At 38.6% G+C, this 25,811-nt stretch carries 17 protein-coding genes and 1 pseudogene; 10 read left to right on the top strand and 8 right to left on the bottom strand.

What is annotated here, in order from left to right:
• The first annotated feature begins 319 nt into the window (after positions 1-319).
• Positions 320-835: a 5-(carboxyamino)imidazole ribonucleotide mutase gene (purE, locus tag VB797_RS19885; RefSeq protein ID WP_323239465.1), complete on the top strand. Its 516-nt coding sequence runs from the start codon at positions 320-322 to the stop codon at positions 833-835.
• Between the two features lie 731 nt (positions 836-1,566).
• Positions 1,567-3,177, top strand: coding sequence for an ammonium transporter (locus tag VB797_RS19880; protein ID WP_323239464.1), 1,611 nt, complete (start codon positions 1,567-1,569; stop codon positions 3,175-3,177).
• 181 nt (positions 3,178-3,358) lie between these two features.
• Here VB797_RS19880 and VB797_RS19875 read toward each other — a convergent pair whose 3' ends face one another.
• Both VB797_RS19875 and VB797_RS19870 read right to left on the bottom strand, forming a co-directional pair.
• Positions 3,359-4,969, bottom strand: a complete 1,611-nt coding sequence (locus VB797_RS19875) for a cation:proton antiporter (RefSeq protein WP_323239463.1) — start codon at positions 4,967-4,969, stop codon at positions 3,359-3,361.
• A gap of 143 nt (positions 4,970-5,112) precedes the next feature.
• Entirely contained in the window at positions 5,113-5,658 is a 546-nt protein-coding gene (locus tag VB797_RS19870; protein ID WP_323239462.1) for a PadR family transcriptional regulator, read from the bottom strand.
• Between the two features lie 142 nt (positions 5,659-5,800).
• Here VB797_RS19870 and VB797_RS19865 point away from each other — a divergent pair, with 142 nt between their 5' ends.
• The 5 genes from VB797_RS19865 to VB797_RS19845 all read left to right on the top strand — a co-directional run bounded on the left by VB797_RS19865 (position 5,801) and on the right by VB797_RS19845 (position 14,796).
• The gene (locus VB797_RS19865) at positions 5,801-7,129 is read left to right on the top strand and encodes an efflux RND transporter periplasmic adaptor subunit (protein ID WP_323239461.1); all 1,329 of its coding nucleotides are present in this window, start codon (positions 5,801-5,803) and stop codon (positions 7,127-7,129) included.
• Positions 7,130-7,431: 302 nt separating this feature from the next.
• Positions 7,432-10,596, top strand: coding sequence for an efflux RND transporter permease subunit (locus tag VB797_RS19860; RefSeq protein ID WP_323239460.1), 3,165 nt, complete (start codon positions 7,432-7,434; stop codon positions 10,594-10,596).
• A gap of 581 nt (positions 10,597-11,177) precedes the next feature.
• On the top strand, positions 11,178-12,539 hold the full coding sequence (locus VB797_RS19855; protein ID WP_323239459.1) for an ammonium transporter: 1,362 nt from the start codon (positions 11,178-11,180) through the stop codon (positions 12,537-12,539).
• A gap of 186 nt (positions 12,540-12,725) precedes the next feature.
• Positions 12,726-13,550, top strand: a complete 825-nt coding sequence (locus VB797_RS19850) for an SGNH/GDSL hydrolase family protein (RefSeq protein ID WP_323239458.1) — start codon at positions 12,726-12,728, stop codon at positions 13,548-13,550.
• Positions 13,551-13,587: 37 nt separating this feature from the next.
• Entirely contained in the window at positions 13,588-14,796 is a 1,209-nt protein-coding gene (locus VB797_RS19845; RefSeq protein ID WP_323239457.1) for a 4-hydroxy-3-methylbut-2-enyl diphosphate reductase, read from the top strand.
• Between the two features lie 389 nt (positions 14,797-15,185).
• On the opposite strand, the gene VB797_RS19840 is transcribed toward VB797_RS19845, so the two are convergent.
• A complete protein-coding gene (locus VB797_RS19840; RefSeq protein WP_323239485.1) occupies positions 15,186-15,872 on the bottom strand; it encodes a Uma2 family endonuclease in 687 nt (228 codons plus the stop codon).
• A gap of 166 nt (positions 15,873-16,038) precedes the next feature.
• On the opposite strand from VB797_RS19840, the gene VB797_RS19835 reads away from it, so the two are divergent.
• Entirely contained in the window at positions 16,039-16,926 is an 888-nt protein-coding gene (locus VB797_RS19835) for an alpha/beta fold hydrolase (protein WP_323239484.1), read from the top strand.
• A gap of 170 nt (positions 16,927-17,096) precedes the next feature.
• Here the strand turns inward: VB797_RS19835 and VB797_RS19830 are convergent, their stop codons facing one another.
• Positions 17,097-17,930, bottom strand: a complete 834-nt coding sequence (locus VB797_RS19830; RefSeq protein ID WP_323239456.1) for a neutral zinc metallopeptidase — start codon at positions 17,928-17,930, stop codon at positions 17,097-17,099.
• A gap of 418 nt (positions 17,931-18,348) precedes the next feature.
• Between VB797_RS19830 and VB797_RS19825 the strand changes: the two genes are divergently transcribed.
• Positions 18,349-19,635, top strand: a complete 1,287-nt coding sequence (locus tag VB797_RS19825) for a hypothetical protein (RefSeq protein ID WP_323239455.1) — start codon at positions 18,349-18,351, stop codon at positions 19,633-19,635.
• Between the two features lie 37 nt (positions 19,636-19,672).
• Here VB797_RS19825 and VB797_RS19820 read toward each other — a convergent pair whose 3' ends face one another.
• From VB797_RS19820 to VB797_RS19805, 4 genes and pseudogenes are all read right to left on the bottom strand, one after another.
• Positions 19,673-19,888 carry a hypothetical protein gene (locus VB797_RS19820; protein ID WP_323239454.1) on the bottom strand — a complete coding sequence of 72 codons (216 nt, stop codon included), beginning with the start codon at positions 19,886-19,888 and terminating at the stop codon, positions 19,673-19,675.
• Between the two features lie 163 nt (positions 19,889-20,051).
• Positions 20,052-20,156, bottom strand: a pseudogene (locus VB797_RS19815) (LuxR family transcriptional regulator); the annotation flags it as partial.
• A 217-nt stretch (positions 20,157-20,373) separates the two neighbouring features.
• Positions 20,374-21,390 (bottom strand): adenosine kinase, encoded by a 1,017-nt coding sequence (locus tag VB797_RS19810; RefSeq protein ID WP_323239453.1) that lies wholly within the window; start codon positions 21,388-21,390, stop codon positions 20,374-20,376.
• 1,130 nt (positions 21,391-22,520) lie between these two features.
• Positions 22,521-24,680 (bottom strand): Tex family protein, encoded by a 2,160-nt coding sequence (locus VB797_RS19805; protein ID WP_323239452.1) that lies wholly within the window; start codon positions 24,678-24,680, stop codon positions 22,521-22,523.
• Positions 24,681-24,936: 256 nt separating this feature from the next.
• Between VB797_RS19805 and VB797_RS19800 the strand changes: the two genes are divergently transcribed.
• The gene (locus VB797_RS19800; protein ID WP_323239451.1) at positions 24,937-25,359 is read left to right on the top strand and encodes a DUF4278 domain-containing protein; all 423 of its coding nucleotides are present in this window, start codon (positions 24,937-24,939) and stop codon (positions 25,357-25,359) included.
• Positions 25,360-25,811: the final 452 nt, after the last annotated feature.

The following is a 25,811-nucleotide window of genomic DNA, read 5'->3' as shown; positions in this document are numbered from 1 at the left end:
CCCACAAAGTACACAGCCTAGTGTGTGACGCTTCAATAAATTTTGTACGTGGTTATAAGACTTGTAGCGTCACGCACCATTGATAGATTGTGACAATAATGACGCTACCGCGTCACGCTCCGCTAACGTAAGTCCTGGAATTTTCTGGGAAATTTATATATTTAGGTAGATAGAGGAAGTAGGGGGAAGCTGAAAAATAAGTTTGTAGTGCGGGCATCTTACCCGCTATATAAAGCTATTAAGAAAGCAAAATGCTCCCTAAAAATGAGACTATTAATAAAGAAAATTTTAATCCAAAATCTAAAATCCAAAATTGCTTATGACCTTCCTCATCGGGATTATTATGGGTAGCGACTCCGATTTACCCATCATGCAAGATGCGATCGCAATTTGTGCAGAATTCGGTGTTAGTTGCGAAGTTGCGATCGTTAGCGCTCATCGTACCCCATACCGCATGGTGGAATACGCTCAGTCTGCTGTCGATCGCGGTATTAAAGTGATTATTGCTGGTGCAGGTGGTGCAGCGCATCTTCCCGGTATGGTTGCTGCTTTAACTCCGCTCCCGGTAATTGGGGTTCCCGTTCCCAGTCGTTATTTAAAAGGTGTCGATTCTTTACACTCCATCGTGCAAATGCCAGCCGGTATACCTGTAGCAACTGTAGCTATTGGCAATGCGAAAAATGCCGGACTTTTAGCTGTACAAATACTCGCTACTCATCAACCAGATTTATTGGAAAAAGTGATTATATATCGTCAAAATCTCCGCGATTCTGTAACGGCTAAGCAAGAAAAGTTGGAAGAATTGGGCTACCAAGAATATCTCAATCAAATGTAAACTTGCTACAAAATTTACACGTAAAATCGCAAAAACTAAATGTCATTATACTAACCTATTGTCACAAGTATTTTTACTATTTGTCAACGATAAAAAAATTTTAGTAAATAACAATTATTTACATTTATTAAATAAAATTAATATTTTTTCTTTGTAAGTGTAAAAACTGATATTTTTGTATAAATAATTAACATTTATGCTATTTTATTTTAAACACAAAGTTATTAAATATTGACAAAAAACGCCTTTTTGCGGTTATTTGCAGCTTAAAATGGCATCCAAAATAATTAAAAACACCAAAAAATAGTATCAACAGTTACAGAATTCCCATACAGCCTGCTGTAATTATTATCTTCTAACCGTTGTAACTTTTTAAAAATAGTAAACCCTAGAAAAATAAGGATTGTAGACAAATATCTAAATATTAAAGAATTTGTGAGGTTACTTGAGAGGTTTCCAAAAATACATAATAATAATATTTTAAGAAGAACTGGTTTGAGTAACAGATGTATCGTTGCTTTGTTGACTGTTAACTAGATTGTTTGATAACAAGGTTTTTAATAGGCTTTTTGAGCAGCAGCTTTTATAGGTATAAGAATCAAAGATGAATTACCGAACAGCGAGATGATGCTATTCGGAAAAATTCTGCTTTTGATATCTAGACCTAATAAAAAAAGAGTAATCTTACTCGAATCAAGCAGCGTTTTTCCAGTTGAAGTAAAGGAGTGAAGATGCAAAGATTGACGCGAAGAAATAATAGAAATGCTAAGCGGGGTAATTCCAAACAGTCTACTAGCGCTACACGTAATAGCTCGTTTGTCAAGCAAGTAGGACAAGGAATAAAAGGCTTAAATCCTAGTTTGCGTGCTTGTCTGCCTATTGCAGGTTTTATTGTATTAGCTTGGAGTTATGCCGCAGTTGCTCAGGCTCCCGCAGCACAAGAACCAACTACAGCGGAACAGATTGCAGGGCTAAAAGTTGGATTAGATACAGTTTGGGTTGTAATTGCTGCGTTTTTGGTCATATTCATGAACGCTGGTTTCGGAATGTTAGAAACCGGAATGTGTCGTCAGAAAAACGCCGTTAATATTCTGACTAAGAACTTGATCGTGTTTGCTTTAGCAACCATCGCTTTTTGGGTGATTGGTTTCGGTATTATGTTCGGTGATGGAACTCCATTCTTGGGTTTGAATGGTTTCTTCCTCTCAGGTGCAGATAATAGTCCTGCTGTAGGAGAAACAGCTTATCAAGGAGTTTTCAAATCTCTTAGCTGGGCTGGTGTTCCCTTGTCTGCTAAATTCTTATTCCAATTAGCATTTGCTGGAACCGCTGCAACAATCGTATCTGGAGCCGTAGCCGAGCGAATTAAGTTTATTGACTTCTTGATTTTCAGCTTGTTGCTAGTTGGTATCGTTTACCCAATTACCGGACATTGGATTTGGGGTGGTGGCTGGTTAGCAACAGCTGGTTTTTGGGATTTTGCTGGTTCCACAGTTGTACACTCCGTTGGTGGTTGGGCCGCTTTGATGGGTGCAGCTATACTTGGACCCCGTATTGGTAAATACAGCAACGGTAGAACCAACGCAATACCTCCTCATAATTTAAGCATCGCAACTTTGGGCTGTTTGATTCTGTGGTTAGGCTGGTTTGGTTTTAACCCCGGTTCTACAATGGCTGCTGATGCTAATGCAATTTCTCATATTGCTTTAACCACTAACTTAGCTGCTGCTGCTGGTGGAATTGCTGCTTGTTTTGTTGCTTGGGGTTACTTGGGTAAGCCAGATTTATCGATGATTATCAACGGTATTTTGGCTGGCTTAGTAGGTATCACCGCACCTTGTGCTTGGGTAAACTTGCCTAGTGCAGTGCTGATTGGTGCGATCGCCGGAGTATTGGTAGTATTTTCCGTTACTTTCTTTGACAAAATCAGAATTGACGATCCAGTAGGAGCGCTTTCTGTTCACTTAGTCTGTGGTTTATGGGGTACTTTGGCTGTAGGTTTGTTCGCGTTAGGAGGAAGAGCCGACGGTCTTTATGCTGATGGAGCAGGACCCAAAGCAGGTTTATTCTTCGGTGGTGGTATCGAGCAGCTATTCACTCAATTAGCAGGTGCTTTAGCTGTAGGTGGAATGACCGTATTACTCAGCACCATCTTCTGGTATGCGTTGAAAGCTACATTAGGTATCCGCGTCAGCCGTGAAGAAGAATTGGAAGGTCTGGATATTGGAGAACATGGAATGGAAGCTTATAGCGGTTTTGCTAAAGAAGCTGACACCATTGGATATGGTGAATTAGATCGACCTGGAATTTCTTCACATGAAGATATGCCTAGAAGTTTGTAATTTGTTTTCGCGACAATTCCTGTATTGAATAAATTAACCCTGCTTTCTTTATGGAAGTGGGGCTTTTTAATTTCGGATTTTAGATTTTAGATTTTGGATTTTAAAGACGGGAAGACGCTTCCACGTTAATGGATTTTGGATTAAGCTGTCATACCCATATTTTCCCCCTACTCCTTACTTTCTATTCAACTAAAATCACAGGAATTAAACTAGATTCTAATACAGCTTGCGAAACGGAACCGATTAACAGTTTTTCCCAGGATTGATGTCCTCGTTTGCCCATAACAATATCAGCAGTTTGATGTTCCTGAGCTACGCGAATAATTGACTCTGGAACTGAACCTGTAACTGTAATGAACTGATGGCGAATATCTGCTAAAATTCGTTGAGATTTTGATTGTAGAAGCTTTATTTCTTCAGCATTGGTAGTGTTGACGTGCAATACAATTACTTCACCATCACTACGACGGGCAAGGTCGGCGGCTTTAATTAATACTTGATTAGCTACATGGGAAGTATCAACGGCAGCCAATATGATAATCCGACGAGCGATCGCCACTTTTGTGGGATCTACTTCACCCCGCTCTAGCAATTTTGGTGCAAAGGTAGGAATTGCCCAGGCTCCCAGAGGTGCAGTTACTAAAATAGATAAAGCTGCGATCGCTAAGATTGTCTCTCCACCTTCAATTCCATAGCTGAGGGGAATCGCTCCGATTGCTGCTTGAACTGTGGCTTTTGCTGAGTTTCCAGGTAGTAAAAATAACTTTTCTTTCAATTTCCAGTTACTACCTAATGTAGATAAATACCATCCGCAAGACCTTCCGATTAAGGTTCCGATCGCCAAAATTATTAATCCCGGTACCAGAGTTTTTTCTAACACAATAATTTGAATGCTTGCTCCTAACAATACAAACAAAATAATTTCTGCTACTACCCACAAACTATCGAAACCAGAACGCAATCTTCGTGCTAAAGGAGCATCCAATTCAATTAAGAAAAATCCCGTTGTCATTACTGCTAAATAGCCGGAAAACAAAGGTAATTTTTCCGCGATTACTACTAAAAGTAAGGCTAAACTTGCCGAAACTAAGGTGTCTTGCGCCGTATTTTGAGTCCAATTCTGCTTCGTCAGTAATAAAACCAACAGTTTTGCTGCGACTAAACCCAGTACTATTCCTAAAACAATTTGGCAAATAATTTGAATGGGGAGGAGTTGAAGCGCATTCACTTTTAAACCGAAAGGTAATGTTACTCCGTCCGTTTGTCCTTGGACTAAAAAGTTGAGTAATAGACTAAATACTAGTAGTAATAATACATCTGACAAAGCGCTACCCGTAAGGATAGCATCGGGAATTCCTTTACTGACTCCCCAACCCAGGCTTTTCAATCGCAGCATTCCCGGTACAATTACCGCAGGTGATTCGGCTCCAATGATACAGCCTAATAATAGACCCGTGGGAAAGTTGAATTTGAAAATCCATATCGCAGCAAAAGCAATAATCAAAGCTTCGCACGTTGCAGGTAGAAAGCCTAACCGTAGCGCTACAGTTCCTTGTTGAGCTAATTTTTCGCGATCTAAACCCAAACCAGCCTTCATCAAAATTACCATTACGGCGATCGTTCGTAAAGGAGCAGATGCTGCAAGGACATCGGGAGCGATGAGGTCGGCAACTTGGGGACCGAGGATAATTCCTACCAGAACCATTCCTACTAGTGCAGGAGCTTTCAATCGTCGAGCAATCTGTCCGACGAAAAAGCCTAGAAGTAGGATTAAGATAAAGCTTTCTAACATTGTTGAAACCCACGCAAACTAACTCATCGAAACAACAAGCTAATACCGTTTCGGTATAAAGATGCGCTTAATCCAGCCTACGTAGGTAGGCTTTGTAGTATTAGCCCCAGCCTTCTAGGCTGAGGGTGTTTGAGCGCAGCCTCTTATTCTTTATCACATTCTTCTAATAGCGCGATCGCCTCTTCACACCAATCAATCCGATAATTTTCGTAACGAATACCGCAGCGTAAGGTGACATAAAGACATTTTTTTTCGTAAGACAATTGAGAAATATCGGGGAATTCACGCTGTTCAATTTCTTTATACTCAGACAATTTTTGCGAATGAATTTGATGATGTCGTTCAATTTCTTGCAAAATCACCGATTTAGAAACTAATTGAGATGCAATTACTTTAACCAACAATTCTTCACGAATTGCCATCGGTTCTGCTGGTTCTAATAGCCAGATTTTGAGCTTTTCTATTCCTTCTTTGGTGACTTGATAGAGCTTTTTATTAGGACGACCTTCTTGAGGAATTAATTCTGAGGTAATTGCACCGTCTTTTTCTAATTTTCCTAACTCTCTATATATCTGTTGTTGGGTTGCTTGCCAATAATATTTACTCGTTTGAGAAAATTTCTTCCACAAATCGTAACCACTGTAGGATTCAGAACCCAGTGTTGCCAAAATTGTATGCGCTAGTGACATTTTCAGTTGTTCGCAGTTTGGGTGCGGTTCATATAATTCAGCTTGACATACTCAATTTGTTTTATATACTATAACTATATACACAACTTGTTGTATATTCAATGTTTGTATTTTAGAAATCATCTTTCTCTACGATGAAACCATGAATCAGCAGTCTATCTCAGAAGTTTTGCAACAGGAAAAACCATCTCCCTCTCATAGATGGCAGTTATTTTTAGCTGGTTCAATCATCTTACTAGCTGGTGTAGGGATTGGTAAATTTGGTGGTATTGAGTCAAGTAATCCTCCGGTTCAAGCTCAAGCACAAAAAGCAACACCACTTCCGGTTAAAACGACAAAAATTCAATTAACCAATAATTATCAAACAGTGCAAAGCTATACGGGGGAAGTCGTAGCGATGCGTACCAGCGAAATTGGTTTTGAACGTAGCGGTAAATTAGTAGAAATATTGGTAGATGAGGGAGACAGGGTTAGTAAAGGAGCGGTATTAGCGAAATTAGATACAGCTAATTTGCAAGCCCAACGTCAGTCTTTGGTTGCTCAGAAAGCACAAGCAGAAGCGAGACTGGTGGAACTCAAAAATGGTGCGAGAAGAGAACAGATTGCAGCAGCAAAAGCCAGTGTTAGAGATGTAGAAAAGCAATTAAAATTAGAACGATTGAAGAGCGATCGCCGAAAATACCTTTACGAGCAAGGAGCTATTTCTAAAGAACAATTCGATGAAGTTGCTTTTAATTCTCAAGCTTTATCGGAGCGTTTGAATAATGCTCAAAGTAATCTGGAAGAATTGCTCAACGGAACTCGTTACGAACAAAAAGCAGGACAACAAGCAGCAGTTGACCAATTATCTGCTGAAATTACCAATTTAGATATAACTATTGCCAAAAGCACTTTGAAAGCTCCTTTTGCTGGAACGATTGGACTTCGTTCTGCTGATGAAGGGATGGTAGTTGATGCTGGGAAATCGATAGTACGTTTAGTTGAAGATAGTAAACCAGAAGTAAAAATTGGGGTTCCGATTAATGTCGCGAGCAAATTAGTACCCGGTACTCAGCAAGAATTAGAAATTGGGGAAAAAACTTATTCAGCTAGAGTAAAGTCAATTTTACCAGAAGTTGATGCAGCGACTCGGACTCGGACAGTTGTCTTACAGCTAGCATCAAACCAAGCCGTTTCCCCTAAAGAAATTGCTCGCTTCAAAATTTCTCAAACATTTACTACAGAGGGTTATTGGTTGCCGATAACAGCATTAGTAAAAGGCGATCGCGGTTTGTGGTCTTGTTATGCGGTTATTGAGAAAGAGGGTGATAGTAAATCTTATCAAATAGAGCGGAGATTATTAGAAGTATTAGAAACCAACGGCAAAAGGGTTTTAGTTAGAGGGACAATTCAAGCAGGAGACACAATAGTTACTGAAGGTACTCAAAGACTTGTTCCCGGTCAATTGGTTATTGAAGGGAGTAGGGAGTAGGGAAAAGAAAGAAGATTAATAATATTAAGAATCTTCTTCTAATTGACGTTTGATTTGAGCTACTTCTCTTTTTACTTTGGCTAATCTTTCCACTATATATAAACGTTCTGAGTCAGCAGATTGGTGATAATTATAAAACTGATTAAATGAGAAATAGAATAATGCATTTTTATCAAAACTTTGATTGGTGCGTTACGGCATTTTAAAAATAGTAATTTATATCTCAACATCCCGAAGCCGTAACAGACCCTATAAGACCAATAAATAAAGTTTGAATAATTAATTCACAATGCCAAAATACTATGTTTACTCTATTTTACCGAAATTCCCGTTTATTAATTCTGACCATTATCTTAATTGCAGTTTGGGGAACTTCTTCCTACTTTACTTTACCAAGATTAGAAGACCCAGAATTAGTTTCTCGTACTGCTATAGTTAGTACTTTTTTTCCTGGTGGTGATGCGGAAAGGGTAGAAGCTTTAGTAACTGAAAAAATTGAAGATAAGCTTACAGAAATTGAGGAAATTGATAGTTACGAATCTACTTCTCGCACTGGTAGTTCTATTATTACGATTAATTTACAAGATACTGTCAGTAAACAAGAAGTAGATTCGGTTTGGACGCGGATCAGGAATAAACTCGATGAAGTACAAGTAGAATTACCAGCTAATATTGTTAAGCCAGAATTAGAAGAAGCAAAAGTCAAAGCTTATGCTTTAATTGCTGGTTTGACTTGGGAACAAGATGATAAACCTAATTACGCGATTTTACGTCGTCAAGCAGAAATTTTTAAAGAACGTTTAGAAGCTATTTCGGGAACTGAGGAAGTTGAAATTTTTGGCGAACCGAAAGAGGAAATTATAGTAGAAATTAATCCCGAAGCTTTGGCTAGTTATAATTTAAGAGCAAGGGATTTATCGCAACAAATCGCTCAAAGTGATTCTAAGATTTCAGCCGGACAATTACGGGATAAAGATAATAATTTATTGATTCAAGTTGCCGGAGAATTAGAAACATTGGCAAGAATCAGACAAATTCCGATTAATTTTGGTAATCAAGGTCAATTTGTGACTTTACAAAATATCGCTACCGTTAGTAAGGGAATTAGAGAACCAGCGACTGAACTCGCATTATTTAACGGTCATCCTGCTGTTGCTGTAGCGGTTCACGTACAGTCGGGAACCAGATTAGATTTGTGGTCAAAAGTAGCCGATAAAAAGATAGCTGAATTTAAATCTGAATTAGCTAGCAGTATTGGTTTACCGATTATTTTTGCTCAAAGTAGTTATGTTGAAGAAAGGCTAAACAGTTTAATTTTGAATGTTTTGTTGGGTGCGGGTTTAGTATTTGGTGTAACTATAATTATGATGGGTTGGAGGAGTGCTTTAATAGTTAGCTCGGCTCTACCTTTATCGGTATTGATGGTGTTTGGTTGGATGAATTGGTTAAATATTCCCCTACATCAAATGTCGATTACCGGATTGATTGTTGCCCTGGGGATTTTAATTGATAATGCAATCGTCATGGTAGATGAGGTGCAAAATGAACTACGCAAGGGAATTAAAGCCTCTTCAGCGATAAAGCATAGTATTCAAAATTTAGCAATTCCTCTATTAAGTTCAACTTTAACTACTGTTTTAGCTTTTTTACCAATTGCACTATTACCTGGAAGTGTAGGAGAATTTGTAGGGACAATTGCTGTTACCGTTATTGTCGCTGTTTGCTGTTCTTTGTTTATTTCGTTAACAATTATTCCCACTTTTGTTGCGAAATTTCATCGTCATCAGGATAGTGCAGAAGATAGAAAAAAAGAGAAAAAACAAAATTTATCCTGGTTACAAAATGGTATTTCAATTCCTATTTTGACTCGCTTATATCGACGTACCGTAAAATTCACAATCGCGAAACCAGTTTTATCAATATTGCTAGCTTTATTAATCCCAATTATGGGTTTTATTCAAGCTGGTAGTCTCAAACAACAATTCTTCCCCGCAGCAGATAGAGATCAACTTCAAATTGAATTAGAGTTACCAGCTTCAGTTTCTTTAGCGAAAACTCAAACTTTAATTAAACAAATTCGTCAACAAATTATAGATAATCCGGAAGTTAAAGATGTTCACTGGTTATTAGGTCGCAGTATTCCCTCGTTTTACTATAATTTGACTGGTGGAAAACAACAGCAAGCTAATTACGCTCAAGCCTTAGTACAATTAAATTCTCTTACTTCGAGTCAGCTAACCAAAAAATTACAAAACGAACTAGATAAAACTTTTCCTTCAGCAAGAATTATTGTTAGACAATTAGAACAAGGACCTCCTTTTGCTGCACCCATTGAAATGCGGATTTATGGTTCTAATGTGGAAACTTTGCAATCATTAGGGGAAAAAGCTAGACAATCTTTAGTCCAAATTAAAGATGTCACTCATACCCGTGCGAGCTTAGATGAAATTCAACCACAAATAGAATTCCAAGTAGACGAAGAACAAGCACGTTTAGCAGGATTAAATCGGACAACAATTGCTCAACAATTGGATAATGCTTTAGAAGGTAGCGTTGGTGGTTCGATATTAGAAGGAAACGAAGAATTACCCGTCAGAGTTCGTTTGGGAAATCAAGCACGAGGTAACTTATCACAAATTTCTTCTTTAGATTTATTAGCAAATTCTTCGAGTATTAATAGAGAAGGAAATAATCCCCTCGCTGCTGTTCCTCTTTCTTCCTTGGGTAAAGTCCAACTGAAACCAGAACTTGCTCAAATTACTCACTACAACGGACAAAGAGTTAATACAGTTCAAGGTTTCCTCAATGCTGGAGTTTTACCAGCAGAGATTTTAAATAAATTTCAAGCCAAATTAGAAGATAGTAATTTTTCCCTACCTAACGGTTACAAATTTGAATTTGGTGGAGAGGAAGAAGAAAGAAATGATGCTGTAGGTGGTTTGGTTTCCACCGTGGGAGTTTTAATCGTTCTCATGGTAGCGACATTGGTACTTTCCCTGGGTTCATTTCAACTTGCAGGTGTTATCGGAATAGTTGCGATCGCATCTTTAGGTTTGGGTTTATTTTCTATCTGGTTGTTTGACTATCCCTTCGGTTTCAACCCCATTATCGGTTCTGTAGGTTTAATTGGTGTAGCAGTCAATGACTCGATTGTGGTTATCAGCGCTATCTCCAACCATCCCATCGCAAAAACCGGAAATCCCAAAGCTATTCAAGAAGTAGTATTGCATTCAACTCGTCACGTACTTACCACTACCCTAACAACCGCTATCGGATTTGTGCCATTATTGCTTTCTGGTGGAGAATTTTGGCCACCTTTAGCTGTTGCGATCGCGGGTGGTGTTGTTGGTGCAACTTTCTTGGCTCTTTATTTCGTTCCTGCTGCTTATTATTTGATTAAATCTAGGTTTGGTAAAAATCGGGTTTCGGGTGGAACGAGTAAGATGGTGATTAATTCACAAAGTTAACTAGTGAATATCACAGGGAACGAGATATATGAATAAGGATATTTCTATTTCAATAGCAAAAGCTAATGTTCATGCTGTTATTATAATGTTGCCATTTATAGTAATTCTCATTTGTCTACATATTTATATATGGTAAGGTAGTAATTTTATTAATTAATTATTTAGTTTAAAACCAGAATATTGAATTACTTTTATTTTTTAAATCATCGAATTTAGTAATAAACTCACTATTATCTAAATACAATCGCTACTGAATTATATTTATGATGTGTACCTCACTCGGATGAAAACGGCTGTATATTGTCCGTTTCAAACAAAACCCGTTTTTTCAAAAGCTTAAAACCCACATCTTGTTTTTTTCTTCACAACTAAGATCGGGGTTACATTTACCGGATTTTTGGTAATTTATCTCCAATATATCGCTAATAGTTACCTCAAATATTTGAGATCAAAATGTTTTCTAATTGATAGTCTCTGCTTCCTTTAACGCTACTTGAATTACTCTTAACTTCTCGATTCCAAGAAGTCATCACATTTATTTACATTCCTGAAAAATAGTCGGCGCACAAGGACGATAACAAGTGTTGAAAAAAATTACGTTGATAGTAGTTCTAATTCTGCTGATTGTAGGTGGAACAATGGATAATGCCTTTGCTCAAGTACAGTCACCAGGATTTCCACCTGCTGCCAATAATGGTAATGCTTCTACAGCATTTATATTAATCTGTGCGGCGCTGGTATTGTTAATGACACCGGGTCTTGCTTTTTTCTATGGTGGATTTGTCCGCACCCGCAATGTCCTCAATACGCTGATGATGAGCTTCGTTGCGATGGCTATTATCGGTGTTACCTGGGTTTTGTGGGGTTACAGCTTTGCTTTTGCACCTGGTAACGCATTCTTTGGAGGCTTGGAATGGCTGGGTTTAAATGATGTTGGTTTGCAACCGAGCGAATATGCACCACAAATTCCCCACTTGGCATTCATGGCTTATCAAGGAATGTTTGCCATTATTGCCCCCGCAATCGTTTCCGGTGCGATCGCCGAACGAATGAGCTTCACTGGATACTCAGTCTTCGTGGTTTTGTGGTCAATCTTTGTTTACTCCCCGATCGCGCATATGGTTTGGGGTATTGGTGGATTATTAAGTTTATCTGGTGGTTGGGGTGCGTTGGATTTTGCTGGTGGTACGGTAGTACATATAAGTTCTGGGGTGTCGGCTTTTGTCGCAGCTACGTACCTCAAACCTCGAAAAACCTTTCCCGATAAATTAAGTCCACCACACAACGTACCTTTTGTTTTATTAGGTGCTGGCTTACTGTGGTTTGGGTGGTTTGGCTTTAATGCCGGTAGTGCTTTAGAAGCTAATAATTTAGCAGTAGTTGCGTTTGTTAATACTAATACCAGTGCAGCCGCAGGAGCTTTGACTTGGTTAATTTTAGAAAGAGCATTACGCGGTAAACCCACAGCAATAGGTGTAGCCACAGGAAGCGTTGCTGGCTTAGTCGGTATTACTCCAGCAGCAGGATTCGTTACACCTATAGCAGCAATCTTAATTGGTAGCATTACCAGTTTTATCTGCTTCTACGCCGTCAGCATCAAGCATAAAATGCAGGTTGACGATGCTTTGGATACATATCCCATACATGGAGTTGGTGGCACCGTCGGCGCGATTCTGACAGGTATCTTTGCTAGTAGAGCCGTAAATCCAGGAGCAAGAAACGGTTTATTATTTGGTAATCCAGACGAACTACTATTAGAACTTGCCGCGATCGCAGTTACCTATTTTGTAGCTGGATTTGGTACTTGGATTATTCTCAAAGTAGTTGATGTTACAGTCGGATTACGAGTCCATGAAAACGCCGAATTACAAGGAATGGACATCAGCGAACACGGCGAAGAAGCTTACAATTCCGAATATACAGACAAAATAAACACAAAGTAATATTAGAGAATTGGGTATTGGTAATTGGTAGTTGGTAATTGGTAATTGGTAATTGGTAATTGGGCATGGTAAATAGTTAGGAGTTGAGAGTTAAAAATGATCTCTCCCCATCTCCCCATCTCCCCATCTCCCCCAAAAGGCGAAGCGTAGATTACAATCTTATCCAAATGATTTATCTCGCTACTCGTGTCTAGTTCTGTTAAAAACTTTCCTGCTTGGGCATTTTTCTCTTTATTAAGTAACGGCATACTTTTATTCGCGGTAATCTTGCTGATTGGCAAACAGCAGGGTTTTACCGCTTTTTTCGGTGCTGTTGTTTCTTCAACTCCACAACCTACTAATATTCAAACTCAGCAAGTTGTTGCAGTCCCGCAAGGTAAACGTTATAAATTTAACTACAAAAAATGGGTGAATATTCTCAAACAAGAGGCTGAAGTTGCAGCAGAGAAGAAACCCCGCGATTTAACCATATTGGTTGGAGATTCTTTAAGTTTGTGGTTTCCTGCGGAATTATTACCGGATAATAAGACATGGTTAAATCAAGGAATTTCTGGAGAAAAAACGGCTGGTTTATTGAAAAGATTAAATTTATTTGATCGAACTACACCGGAAACTATTTTTGTGATGATAGGCATTAATGACTTAATTGCTGGTGTCAATGATGAGACAATTTTACAAAATCAACAGCAGACTATGGCTTATTTGCGTAAAAAACATCCCAAAGCAAAAATAGTTGTTCAGTCAATTTTGCCACATCAGGGAGAAGAAGCAACCTGGGAAGCCAAAGAAAAACTCGTCGCAATTCCTAATAGTCGCATTCGTAATTTAAATCAACAGTTGCAAACAATAGCAGCAAAAGAAGACGTAAAATACTTAAATCTGTATCCTTTGTTCGCTGATAAACAGGGAAATCTCCGTTCAAATTTTACGACTGATGGATTGCACCTGAATCCAAACGGTTATTTAGTTTGGAGTTCCGCTTTACAGTTAACAATGAACAGTGAACAATAAACAGTAAACAGTAAATAAATAATTGATAATTGAAATTATGGATACAAAAGCTTTTAAACGCGCATTACAACATTCTGAAAATTACCATCGTCGAGGATTTGGACATCAAGAAGAAGTCGCAACTCAGCTACATTCAGAATACCAAAGCAGCTTAATTCAGGAAATTCGAGATCGTGATTATAGTTTAACTCGCGGTGATGTGACGATTCGTTTGGCGGAAGCTTTTGGCTTTTGTTGGGGAGTCGAACGTGCTGTAGCTATGGCTTATGAAACTCGCAAACATTTCCCTTCCGAACAGATTTGGATTACTAATGAGATTATTCACAACCCATCGGTAAATCAACGTTTGCGAGAAATGCAGGTTGGATTTATTACCGTAGAAGCTGGTCAAAAAGACTTTTCTGTAGTTGGGTCTGGGGATGTGGTGATCTTACCTGCTTTTGGCGCAAGCGTTCAAGAAATGCAGGTTCTTAACGATAAAGGCTGTAAAATTGTCGATACAACTTGTCCCTGGGTTTCTAAAGTTTGGAATACAGTTGAAAAGCACAAAAAAATTGATTGTACTTCTATAATTCACGGGAAATATAAACACGAAGAAACCGTTGCGACAAGTTCTTTCGCTGGTAAATATCTAATCGTGCTAAATTTGCAGGAAGCAGAATATGTAGCTGATTATATTTTGCGTGGTGGTAATAGAGATGAATTTATCGCCAAATTTAGCAAAGCTTGTTCCCCCGGATTTGACCCCGACACTGATTTAGAAAAGGTTGGGATTGCCAATCAAACTACGATGCTCAAAGGAGAAACCGAACAGATTGGTAAGCTATTCGAGCATACGATGATCAAAAAATATAGTCCTACCGAATTAGATCGGCATTTTCAAAGCTTTAATACTATCTGCGACGCAACCCAAGAAAGACAGGATGCAATGTTGGAGTTAGTCGAGGAAAAGCTTGACTTTATGGTAGTTATTGGTGGTTTTAATTCATCAAATACTTCTCATTTGCAAGAAATTGCAGTGGAAAGAAAACTTCCTTCCTATCATATTGATAGCGTTGAGAGAATCTTGTCAGCAAGCTGCATCGAACATTGTCAGTTGAATGGCAACATTGAAATATCCGAAAAATGGTTGCCAGATGGGAAAATTGTTGTAGGAATTACCTCTGGTGCTTCTACACCGGACAAGGTTGTCGAAGATATAATTAAGAAAATTTTTGAATTGAAGCAACTAGCAGCAGTCGTTTAACTTACATCTTGCACCATTCTCGTTAACGCCGAATTCTCGCCTTTAAATTAATTTCAAGGCTAATAAACAAAGTACGTTAAAACGTACTAAAAGCCTTGTCTAGTATTTCTTTTCAAAAGTTTTGACGGGTTATGGTAGTGCGTGTGCGGAAGACAGCAGATTCACGTTAACGAAGTTTGCCCGAAGGGTAGTACGTGTTCCCGCAGGGAAGCGCAAGCGTCCCGCTCCCTGGTGGTAACGAGCGAGCGGGACGCTTTTGCTTCGCGCACACTTCGTGAACGCACTACGTTAACCTCTCATAACTTATGTGGTCAAGTACTAGCCACACACCCTAAAAAAATAATATTTACCAATAATCTCGACTTTGATGTCATGCTTTTCATCTAACCCTAGTCTCTGACAAACACTTCAAACTCTTCTAAAGTTTGACTAACACCTACCACAAACGATCGCTGCATAAATCGTGGGATAATATCTATTATTTTAAAATTCGGAAAAATATAACTAATTTCAGATTCAATAGATTCAATATATTTACCTTCTTGCAACAAATTAATTCTTAACTTACCACCAGCATAAATCCATAATTCCGGTACCGCTAAAGCTTCATAAGCATCAATTTCGGTTTTGGAAGTTACATCGGTTTCTAATGCTAAATCCGGTGGTGGATCTATATTCAAATCAATTCTTTGCTTGCCAATTACAGCTTGATAATTTTTGATATAAAAGCAATCATCTGGTTCAATACCTGCTGACATTCCTTGACTACCGCCACTTGCTACAACGCGGGGAACCCGCGCAACGCAGTGGCTCTTAAAGGTTGTTGAACCAAGAGGTTCCCATGATTTTTTCTGGATTGTTAAAAGTATTTTTACTAGGTCAGCAAGTAACACTTTTGACCTTTCATGCTCTGGTAGTGGAGCCATAATTTCTAATATTTGATTAGCATATGCAATTCGGGATGCACGAAATTCCCCTAGTTGCTTCAGAATCTCTTCAAAACTCTCCCAGGAAACAGGTTGTAACGTCACCTTTTGTCCTGGTTCTAACTGTAAATTAATAGAAGTTGCCAGCATAAATATTTTTTTATTAGCTAACATACCATCTTCAGGTTACTAAATAACTGGATTTTCGGTACAAACCAAAATATCGAGAGACGTTGCAGTGCAACGTCTCTACATTGGTTATACGTATCAACAAACCGTTACTATAAGAATAAAGACTTTACTAAACTTCACAACCGTGACTACCACACCACAAGCAACAACCACTTTTGAAAAACTCTTTTGGAATTGGAAGGGTTACAAGATTCAATACACCGTTATGGGTACGGGAAAGCCTTTAGTATTAATTCACGGTTTCGGTGCATCTATTGGACATTGGAAGAAAAATATTCCCGTATTAGCCGATGCTGGCTATCAAGTGTTTGCGCTGGATTTATTAGGATTCGGCGGTTCCGATAAAGCACCCATCGAGTACAGCGTCGATTTATGGGTCGAGTTAATCAAAGACTTTTGGCAAGAACACATTAAACAACCTGCCGTATTTATCGGTAACTCAGTCGGTGCGTTGATAAGTTTGACTATAGCAGCAGAGCATCCCGAAATTACCAGCGGGGCTGTTTTAATCAATGCTGCGGGAGGTTTGAGCCATCGTTCCAACGAACTAAACCCTCCACTACGCTTTGTGATGGGCAGTTTTAATAAATTAGTGGGTCATCCGATAACGGGCAAATTTGTATTTAATAATATCCGCAGAAAATCGCAAATTCGCCGCACCCTCTACCAAGTTTATCGCGATCGCAATGCTGTCACCGATGAATTAGTAGATATGCTTTATGAACCTTCCTGCGACGAAGGCGCACAACAGGTGTTTGCATCAATTTTGACAGCCCCTCCCGGTGATTCCCCAGAGGAATTATTACCCAAAATCGAACGCCCCTTATTAGTAATTTGGGGAGCAGACGACCCTTGGACACCAATTTCCGGCGCGAAAGTGTACGAAGAAGCACGGGAAAATGGTAAAGACATCAAGATTGTCCCCATTCCCGGTGCGGGTCACTGTCCCCATGATGAAGTGCCGGATTTGGTGAATCCTTCTATTATTGATTGGGTAATGGGTAATGGGTAATGGGTAATGGGTAATGGGTAATGGGTAATGGGTAATGGGTAATGGGGAGAGAGGGGGAAGAAATAAAAACAAAAGTAGTGCGAGCATCTTGCTCGCTAGCTATTCATTAAGCACAAAATTTAAATATTTAATCTCCAATCCGCCATTCCCAATGCTCAATGCCCAACTACCTAACTAAACGTATTACAAGCGTCAATGTTACCCGATTGGAAACCTGTCTTAAACCAACGGACGCGCTGTGCTGAACTTCCGTGAGTGAAAGATTCCGGGACGACATATCCTTTCGCTTGCTTCTGCAATCTATCATCTCCAATACTTGAGGCAGCATTCAAGGCTTCTTCAATATCCCCAGGTTCGAGAATTTGTCTTTGTGTCTGGGCTTTGTTTGCCCAAATACCGGCGAAACAATCGGCTTGCAGTTCCAATCTGACAGAAAGCTGGTTTGCTTCTACTTTACTAACTCGACTCTGTACGTTTCTTACTTTGTCGGAAATTCCCATCAAATTCTGGACGTGATGTCCGACTTCGTGAGCAATTACATATGCTTGAGCAAAATCTCCAGGTGCGCCGAGTTTATTTTTTAAGTCTCGGAAAAAGCTTGTATCTAAGTATACTTTTTGGTCTGGGGGACAATAAAAAGGACCTACCGCAGCATCTGCATAACCGCAAGCTGACTGTACTGAATCACTGAAGAGAACTAAGTTTGGTTCTCGATACTTTCGTCCCATCTGTTGGAATAGCTGGTTCCAGGTATCTTCAGTATCGGCAAGTACAACAGAAACAAATTGTCCGATCTCGTCCTTGGGTTGGGAAGTTGTTTGAGTTGGACTCGAACCATTATCTTGAGGGATTACTTGGTTAATAATCGCTGGGTCTACACCTAAGAATACCGCAATCAAGGTAAGAACCAAGCCACCAATACCACCACCAACTAATCCGGGAGAAACACTTCTACCGCGTCTGTCTTCGACATTATCGCTTCTTCGACCAAATTCCCAACGCATAATAATTAAGTTGTATTGTATTTAGTAATTCTGAGTTCGTAATTTAGATGGCCTTAATACCTATTCTCTATTAATTATTCGTTTTCCCGTTTACTTGCAGTATGAGCGATCGCAGTTAATCTTGAAAACTAACTTTAGTTATGCTTATCGGTCTTTGTGTTTCCAGCTAAAGACAGATATACAAGAGTATATAGTAATAGATTTATCGCAATTGACAAGAAAAGCAATGGGGAGTATTTATGCCTTGATTAATTAAATATTTCGTTTCGATAAGGACTAGGGAACGGGGAACAGAAAAATGTTTTGACAATTCTAGCTATGCTATATCGCTCGGATTTTGGTTTCGGTAAAATTATTCACCTTTGACCTATTCTTTCCGTTCTGGTATATCAATATGTAAACAATAGATTGTGTAGAAATGTTGATTCCAAAAATGCGTTTTTTTCTAGGTAGTCTTGGTTTCTTATTGGCTGGAAGTATAAGTAGTTATGCTTACGGTCAGTCGCAATCATTAAAAGCTGCGACTGTACCCCAACAGCCCAAATTAATCAATTCAAGTCTGGGATTAACTTCTAATTTTTCGTTACCTGCATCCTGTAATTCCAATACTTCTACACCTTGTCAAAAACCTGCAAGCAATACTTTATACAAGCCCCAGCTACTGTCCCAAGCTTACAAAGTTATTGACGAATTACAAAAATATCAATTTAGCATTAATGGTAATAAGCTTTTTAGTGCGGCTCAATTACCTAGTAATAAAATTAATTTCAATCAAGCGGATTTATTAGCGACTTTAGTAAATACGAGACAATATTATCAAGACCATACCGATGATGACCCAAATATTTCACGTCCGGGGGTTCTGGGTACTCAAGGTGTAACTGTAGAGGATATTACGAAAACCCTTGATTTTATGATTGGTGTATTGCGAGAAGATATTGCAAATAATCGCACGACTCGTTTACAAGACCCCAATTTTATCAACTCCAACTTTCGGGTAATTAAATGGTCTGCTTATAATCCCAAAGAAACCCAACGCAAAAATTTACGAATTACCAAATACGCTGTTTTTGTTCATCCCGGTTCTCGCAAGAAAAGCGCTAAATTCAATGTTCCTCTTTACAGTCTCAAAGATAACGCACTTACAGATAAATTCTACACTAAATATACTAAACAAGATGTATTGTCGGGTATTTACGAACCTGGAGGCAAGGCATTTGGTAAAGTAGAACCGATTGTTTATATGACTCGTGAAGGTTTAGAAGAAGCCTTAATGGAAGGAACAATACTTGTTGATTTAGGTGGTGGTTCTTCTGCTTATTTTAACGTTGATCGCAGCAACGAAATTCCCTATGTCAGAGGTATAAACCCGCGATCGCAAAAGCGTTACTGGTATTTCCGAGAAGTTAAAGATATTAAAGGTTACGGTTATAAAATTGATGAAAAAATCTCTATTAAACCAGGAGTAACTTTTGCTGGTGATGTACTCAACGTTGGTTTAGGTCGAATGATTGTGATCGAGTATATGCAAAATGGACGCAAACAACTGAGAATGGGAGTAATAGCAGATACAGGTGGGGCATTTTTACCCAACTTTTATCAACTCGATTATCTTGCGGGTATTTTTCCCAATAAAAATAGTTTCAATCAATATATTAAGCAATTACCAACCTATGCTACAGCCTATATATTGATTAAAAAATAAACTATTAGCATCTTAGATATCAAAAGCCTATTTACGTTTATTTTTGCGTAAATAGGCGCGTTAAAGTGTCAGGTAAATTAGTAATTTCTCTGATTAAGTCATCAGGAGTAATACCGAATATACTCAAAATGACCACAATTACAAAAAGTGCGATCGCGGTACTAAAAGTTGTTTTTACTACATTTAGTAAAGCCTTAAAAACGATAAAGGCAACAAACAATGCAGCAATTAAGACAATTAACTCAGTTGGCATAATTTTAAGTTGGTTAATTTAGATTTAATTTGGATTAAGTAAAGATATAATACACATAAACTTAACGATTGTTACAGAGTGCCAAGTTGATAACAAGTAGATTAGAAGACATTATCAATGCGATTAATATTTTTTTCTTAATTCCCAATAATTAGCTACAGCTTCAATAACCAGAATTCAGGATATTTGGCAATTTTGCGATCGTGTCGGTACGTGAAGAAACTTGTAATTTGCGAAACATCCGCTTCAAAGCCTGTTTGACAGTATTTTATAGAACATTACCTGAATTTTGTCTAAAACACGAAACCCATGTAGAGACGTAGCACTGCTACGTCTCCAACAATTTGAAATCACAACCTACCTTTGCGTTTAGGGGTTGAAAAACAGATTATTCCAAATTATCGCTCGGTACAATCCGAAATACGGGGAGACTACATTATTAATTCGTTTTATGTTTAATTATTAGCGCTTTTAACCCACACCTATTATTTACCAATAATTTCTGGAATCTTGTCAGCCATCGATTTATCCAAACGAGCGCCATGAACTTGTACTATACAAGAAGCAAGATAATTTCCCCAACGGGCTGACTTTTGAGCGTTCAAACCATTAGTTAGTCCGTATAACACTCCCCCAGCAAAGCAATCTCCAGCACCAACGGTATCAACGGCTTTAACCGGAAATCCGGGGACATTAATAACTTCTTTGTTTTCTACTACCAAACAGCCATTTGCACCATCAGTAATAAATCCGGTATTAACTATTTCACCAAGTTTACTGGCACAATCTGTCAAAGATTCGCTACCAAAGAAATTACGAACTTCATCAGCGTTGCAAAATACTACATCGCAGTATTCAGAAACCACTTTATGAAAATCATCATTAAAGCGACTTACCAAAAATAAATCAGAAAAAGTATAAGCAACTTTCACACCCAAACGCTTGGATTGCTCCATAGTCTCAATGCTAGCTTTCCTTGGATCTGGTGCATCCCAAAGATAACCTTCCACATAACTATACTGACACTGACCTAATTTTTCTACGTCAATATCTGTAGGAGCTAAATTCGTGGAAACCCCCAAATGAGTACACATAGTACGTTCCGCATCCGGAGTAGTTAAAACCAAACAAGTCCCAGTAGAACCGCGATTTTCTTCCGTAGGGTGGACATCAAATTGAATTCCAGCTTCGATTAAATCCTGACGATAAAACTCACCATTAGTATCGCGAGAAACCTTACCCGAATAAAAACCCTTACCACCACTTTGCGCGATCGCAATCATTGTATTAGCAGCAGAACCCCCGGAACCCAATTCCAGAGAATGGTGTTTCAACTCCCGTAATAAATGACCTTGTTTTTCGGAGTCCATTAGAGTCATACCACCGCGATCGAGGTTATGTTCCTTAACGAAATCATCTTCCACTAAAGCCAAAATGTCTACCAAAGCGTTACCCACACCAAAGACATCCACTGACTTAGAATTGTTTTGTCCTACTGTCATTTGATTTGCATTTATCTTAAAACTGCAATTTTAGTTTAGGGTAATCTGTGGAATTAATATAGTTGGGGTGGGGAATTTTGGTCTTATTTGTAGGGTGTGTTAGAGCTTGAGATAATTTGCGGACATAACAAGATAGTGGGTATTGCCGTAAAGCACCATCTTCATGAGATATTGTTATTTAGCCCACCTTGAAATCAATTTCAAGGCTGATAAACAAAGTACGTTAAAACGCACTAAAAATCTTATTCAGTCGTCTTTAGACGACTTTAGCTATGAGCCTGGAAATTTATTCCAAGGCGGTATTATGCTAAAACAAAACAATACGGTTTCCCCTCAAATCAAAATCTAGAAAAAAAATCTCAATACTCCGCGTACCTTTGCGCTTACCTTTGCGCTCCTCTGCGTTAAAAAAACATATTATTCCAGCACCAAAATGTTGGGTTACGGCGTATTATTAATACCGCATCAAGCACAAAGATATTTACGCCTTTAACCCAACCTACCACTCTGCGTTAAAAAAACCTATTATTCTAACACCAAAATGTTGGGTTACGGCGTATTATTAATATTGCATCAAGCACAAAGATATTTACGCCTTTAACCCAACCTACCATAAACTGTCTCCAACTTCTTTCTACGATGCCAACCTTAGCCATGCCGATTTTACTGGTGCTAAAAATTTAGATATTAATCATAGATGTAAGGGAGCTATTTTTTATAAAACTATAATGCCTGACGGAAGCATCAGAAATTCTTAAATTAATTAAAACAAACTAATCTCATTCCCTCTCAAATCAAAATTACTCAAAAAACCTCAATACTCCGCGTACCTTTGCGCTTACCTTTGCGTCCCTTTGCGTTAAAAAAACATATTATTCCAGCACCAAAATGTTGGGTTACGGCGTATTATTAATATTGCATCAAGCACAAAGATATTTACGCCTTTAACCCAACCTACCACTACCACTCTGCGTTAAAAAAACATATTATTCTAACACCAAAATGTTGGGTTACGGCGTATTATTAATATTGCATCAACCATAAAATATTCCTGTGCCTTTAACCCAACCTACCATTTAACATCAAACCTCCAACTCCCTCTCCTTAACAAGGAGAGGGCTGGGGTGAGGTTACTGACTCACCGCTTTCATCGACAACCCAATCCGCTTCAATTTCTGATTAACTTCCAACACCTTAACTTTCACAACTTCCCCAACTTTAACCACCTCTTTCGGATCTTTAACAAATTGATTTGCTAACTGGGATATATGCACTAAACCATCTTGATGCACTCCCACATCCACGAAAGCACCAAAGTTAGCAACGTTAGTTACAATTCCTTCTAATACCATTCCTTCTTCTAAATCAGAAATTTCATTAACTCCTTCTTTAAAAGTGGCATACTTAAATTCATCTCGTGGATCTCTTCCCGGTTTTTCTAATTCCCCGATAATATCTCGTAATGTCGGTTCACCTATGGTGTCGGTAACGTACTTTTTTAAATCGGCTTTTTTAAGACTTTCGGCTATTTGTGTAACTTGTTTTAATTCGACTTTTAAATCAGCAGCAATATTCTTGACCACAGCGTAACTTTCTGGATGCACTGCGGTATTATCTAAAGGATTTTCACCACCGCGAATTCTTAAGAAACCCGCTGCTTGTTCAAATGCTTTTGGTCCTAATTTGGCAACTTTTAACAGTTGACGGCGATTTTTAAAGGCTCCGTTTTCGTTGCGATACTGAACTATATTATTAGCAATGCTAGATGTAATCCCCGAAACCGAAGTTAAAAGTTCAATGGATGCTGTATTTAAGTCAACACCAACGTAGTTTACACAACTTTCTACGGTTTCATCTAACTTCTTTTTGAGCAATTTTTGGTCTACATCGTGTTGATATTGTCCTACACCGATGGATTTGGGGTCAATTTTGACTAATTCTGCGAGCGGATCTTGTAAGCGACGACCGATACTAATGGCTCCCCGCACGGTAATATCTAAATCGGGGAATTCTTCGATCGCAACTTTACTAGCTGAATATATCGATGCACCAGACTCGTTTACCATGACTTTAACGGGTTTGATCTGCATTTTTTGCAGCACTTCGATTACAAATTCGTCGGTTTCGCGGGAAGCTGTACCGTTACCGATCGCAATCAATTCAACATTATATTTTTCCATCATATTTTGCAGCATTTTCGCGGCTTCGCTGCGTTTTCCGGCTCCTGTGTGGGGAAATATAGCTTGATACTCCAGAAATTTCCCGGTTTCGTCCAATATAGCCACCTTGCAGCCGGTTCTAAATCCCGGATCGATCGCGATCGCCGGTTTCATTCCTGCTGGTGCTGACAGTAATAAGTTGCGTAGATTAGTTTCAAATGTTTTGATCGACTCAATATCTGCATATTCTTTTTTCTCAGATATTACTTCATTCATTAGCGATGATTTCATCAAACGGTTAAATGCATCTTTGAGCATTTGTTGATAAAACTTGCGAATTTCTGGCTGTTTGCTGCGAATTTCTTGGGATTCTAAATAAGAAAGGACGTATTCTTCATCAAAAGCAATTTCATAACTTAATATCTTTTCTTTGTCTCCCCGACACAAAGCCAACATATTGTGAGGTGCAATATTGTTCACTTTCATTTGATAATCGCGGTACATTTCATATTTTGTCGTACCTTCAGGATGTTCGTCTTTGATATGAGAAATAAATACGCCTTCTTTTAACAACATTTCGCGTAAATATGCCCTTAGATAAGCCCTTTCCGCCGTTTCTTCCGCTAAAATATCGCTGGCACCTTTAAGCGCTTCTTCTGCGGTTTTAACTTCTTTTTCGGCATTTATATATTTAGCAGCTTCTGCATTTAAATCGCTTAAAGCACCATTTTTGACATTCAACGACTTAATAAATTCAGCTAACTTATCGAGTCCCTTTTCCTTCGCAATAATAGCGCGAGTCCGACGCTTAGGACGATAAGGTAAATATAAATCTTCCAATTCTGTCTTTTGCAAACATAATTCAATTTGCTGTTTCAACTCATCAGTGAGTTTATTTTGTTCTGCGATCGCGTTTATTATGACCGATTTTCTAGCTTCTAATTCTGTTAGATAAGTATACCTATCTAATAAATCGCGTAACTGAGTTTCGTTCATCTCCCCAGTACGCTCCTTACGATAACGTGCAACAAAGGGGATGGTTGCACCTTCTGCGAACAAGGAGAGCGCGTTTTCTACCTGAAAAGGTTTGAGATTAAGTTCAGTTGCTAACAGTTGGGGAATATTCAACATCGTTCTGCGATTATTAAAGGAACACTACGTTAAAGGTAATTCTACGCCCCATAATTTTAATCGAGGGCTAATATATAGTGATAGGCTAATATACTAAACCATAAAGATTAGGAATATTAGTCCGAGATACTGTTTGTATATGTAGGGTGTTGTAGCAAAAAGCCGAAAAGGTGTAATATTAGTTACATACACTAACCGTAGCAGCTTTATCGTGTATATATCAAAGCAAATGCTTGGAATTCGGAGTTGAGAAAAGATGCCTTTATTTTTTCTGATTCCACTTACTATCTGTGTAATTACTGGCTATATCTCTAAAAGATGTAGCGATGAAGTGGGATATCTTGCAGGTTTATTCGCAATTATTAGTCTTGTGTTGAGTTTGGTTTTAGCACCTTGGGAAATCCAAGTTTTGTTATTGATTGTAGTGTTGGTTACTACTAAAAAGTTATTGCAGCGCAACGAATGTAAGCTTAAGTTTGAAGAAAACGGAAATAATCATCAAAATCAAATTTCTCAATCTGAGACACTGAAAAAACAAGTTACTCGTCAATATCGCGGTGCTAATTATCAAGTAGATATTGCTAATACAGAATTGATTGAATCAGAAATTAACGGCAAGTATCGCGGAAATCCTTGGATAATTCGGCGGATAAAAACAATTGTAGGGAAATCGGATTAATTTTCAAAGTTAACATTGGTAGGGTGCGCTATGACTTCAACTTAACGTACCAAAGAAAGAAATACATCTAATTAGTAGTCCATTTCATTAATTCTGATAGGTAATAATTTTGTAGTGTCCGGGTCTCGTTCGCTGATGGTAGCTAGCGAGGTAGAAGCTATGCGTAGGACAAACGTTTCGCTCGCTGGTTGCTTTTAGCTGGTTTGGGTAGTGCGAGCGTCTCGCTCGCTAGTTGCTTTTAGCTCGCTGGTTGTAACGAGCGAGCTAGAAGCTCGCACTACGAATTTATTACTCATTAGAATTAATGTAGTAGATCGCTAGTGATCCAAATCATTCATTTTTGACAGGTTTGGGTAGTGCGTGTGCGGAAGACAGCAGACTCACGTTAACGAAGTTTGCCCGAAGGGTAGTGTGCGCGTTCACCGCAAAGTGTTCCCGCAGGGAAGCGCAAA

Source organism: Rivularia sp. UHCC 0363, assembly GCF_034931125.1.
In the GTDB taxonomy this organism is placed as follows: domain Bacteria; phylum Cyanobacteriota; class Cyanobacteriia; order Cyanobacteriales; family Nostocaceae; genus Rivularia.
This window is presented reverse-complemented; position numbering and strand designations above follow the sequence as displayed.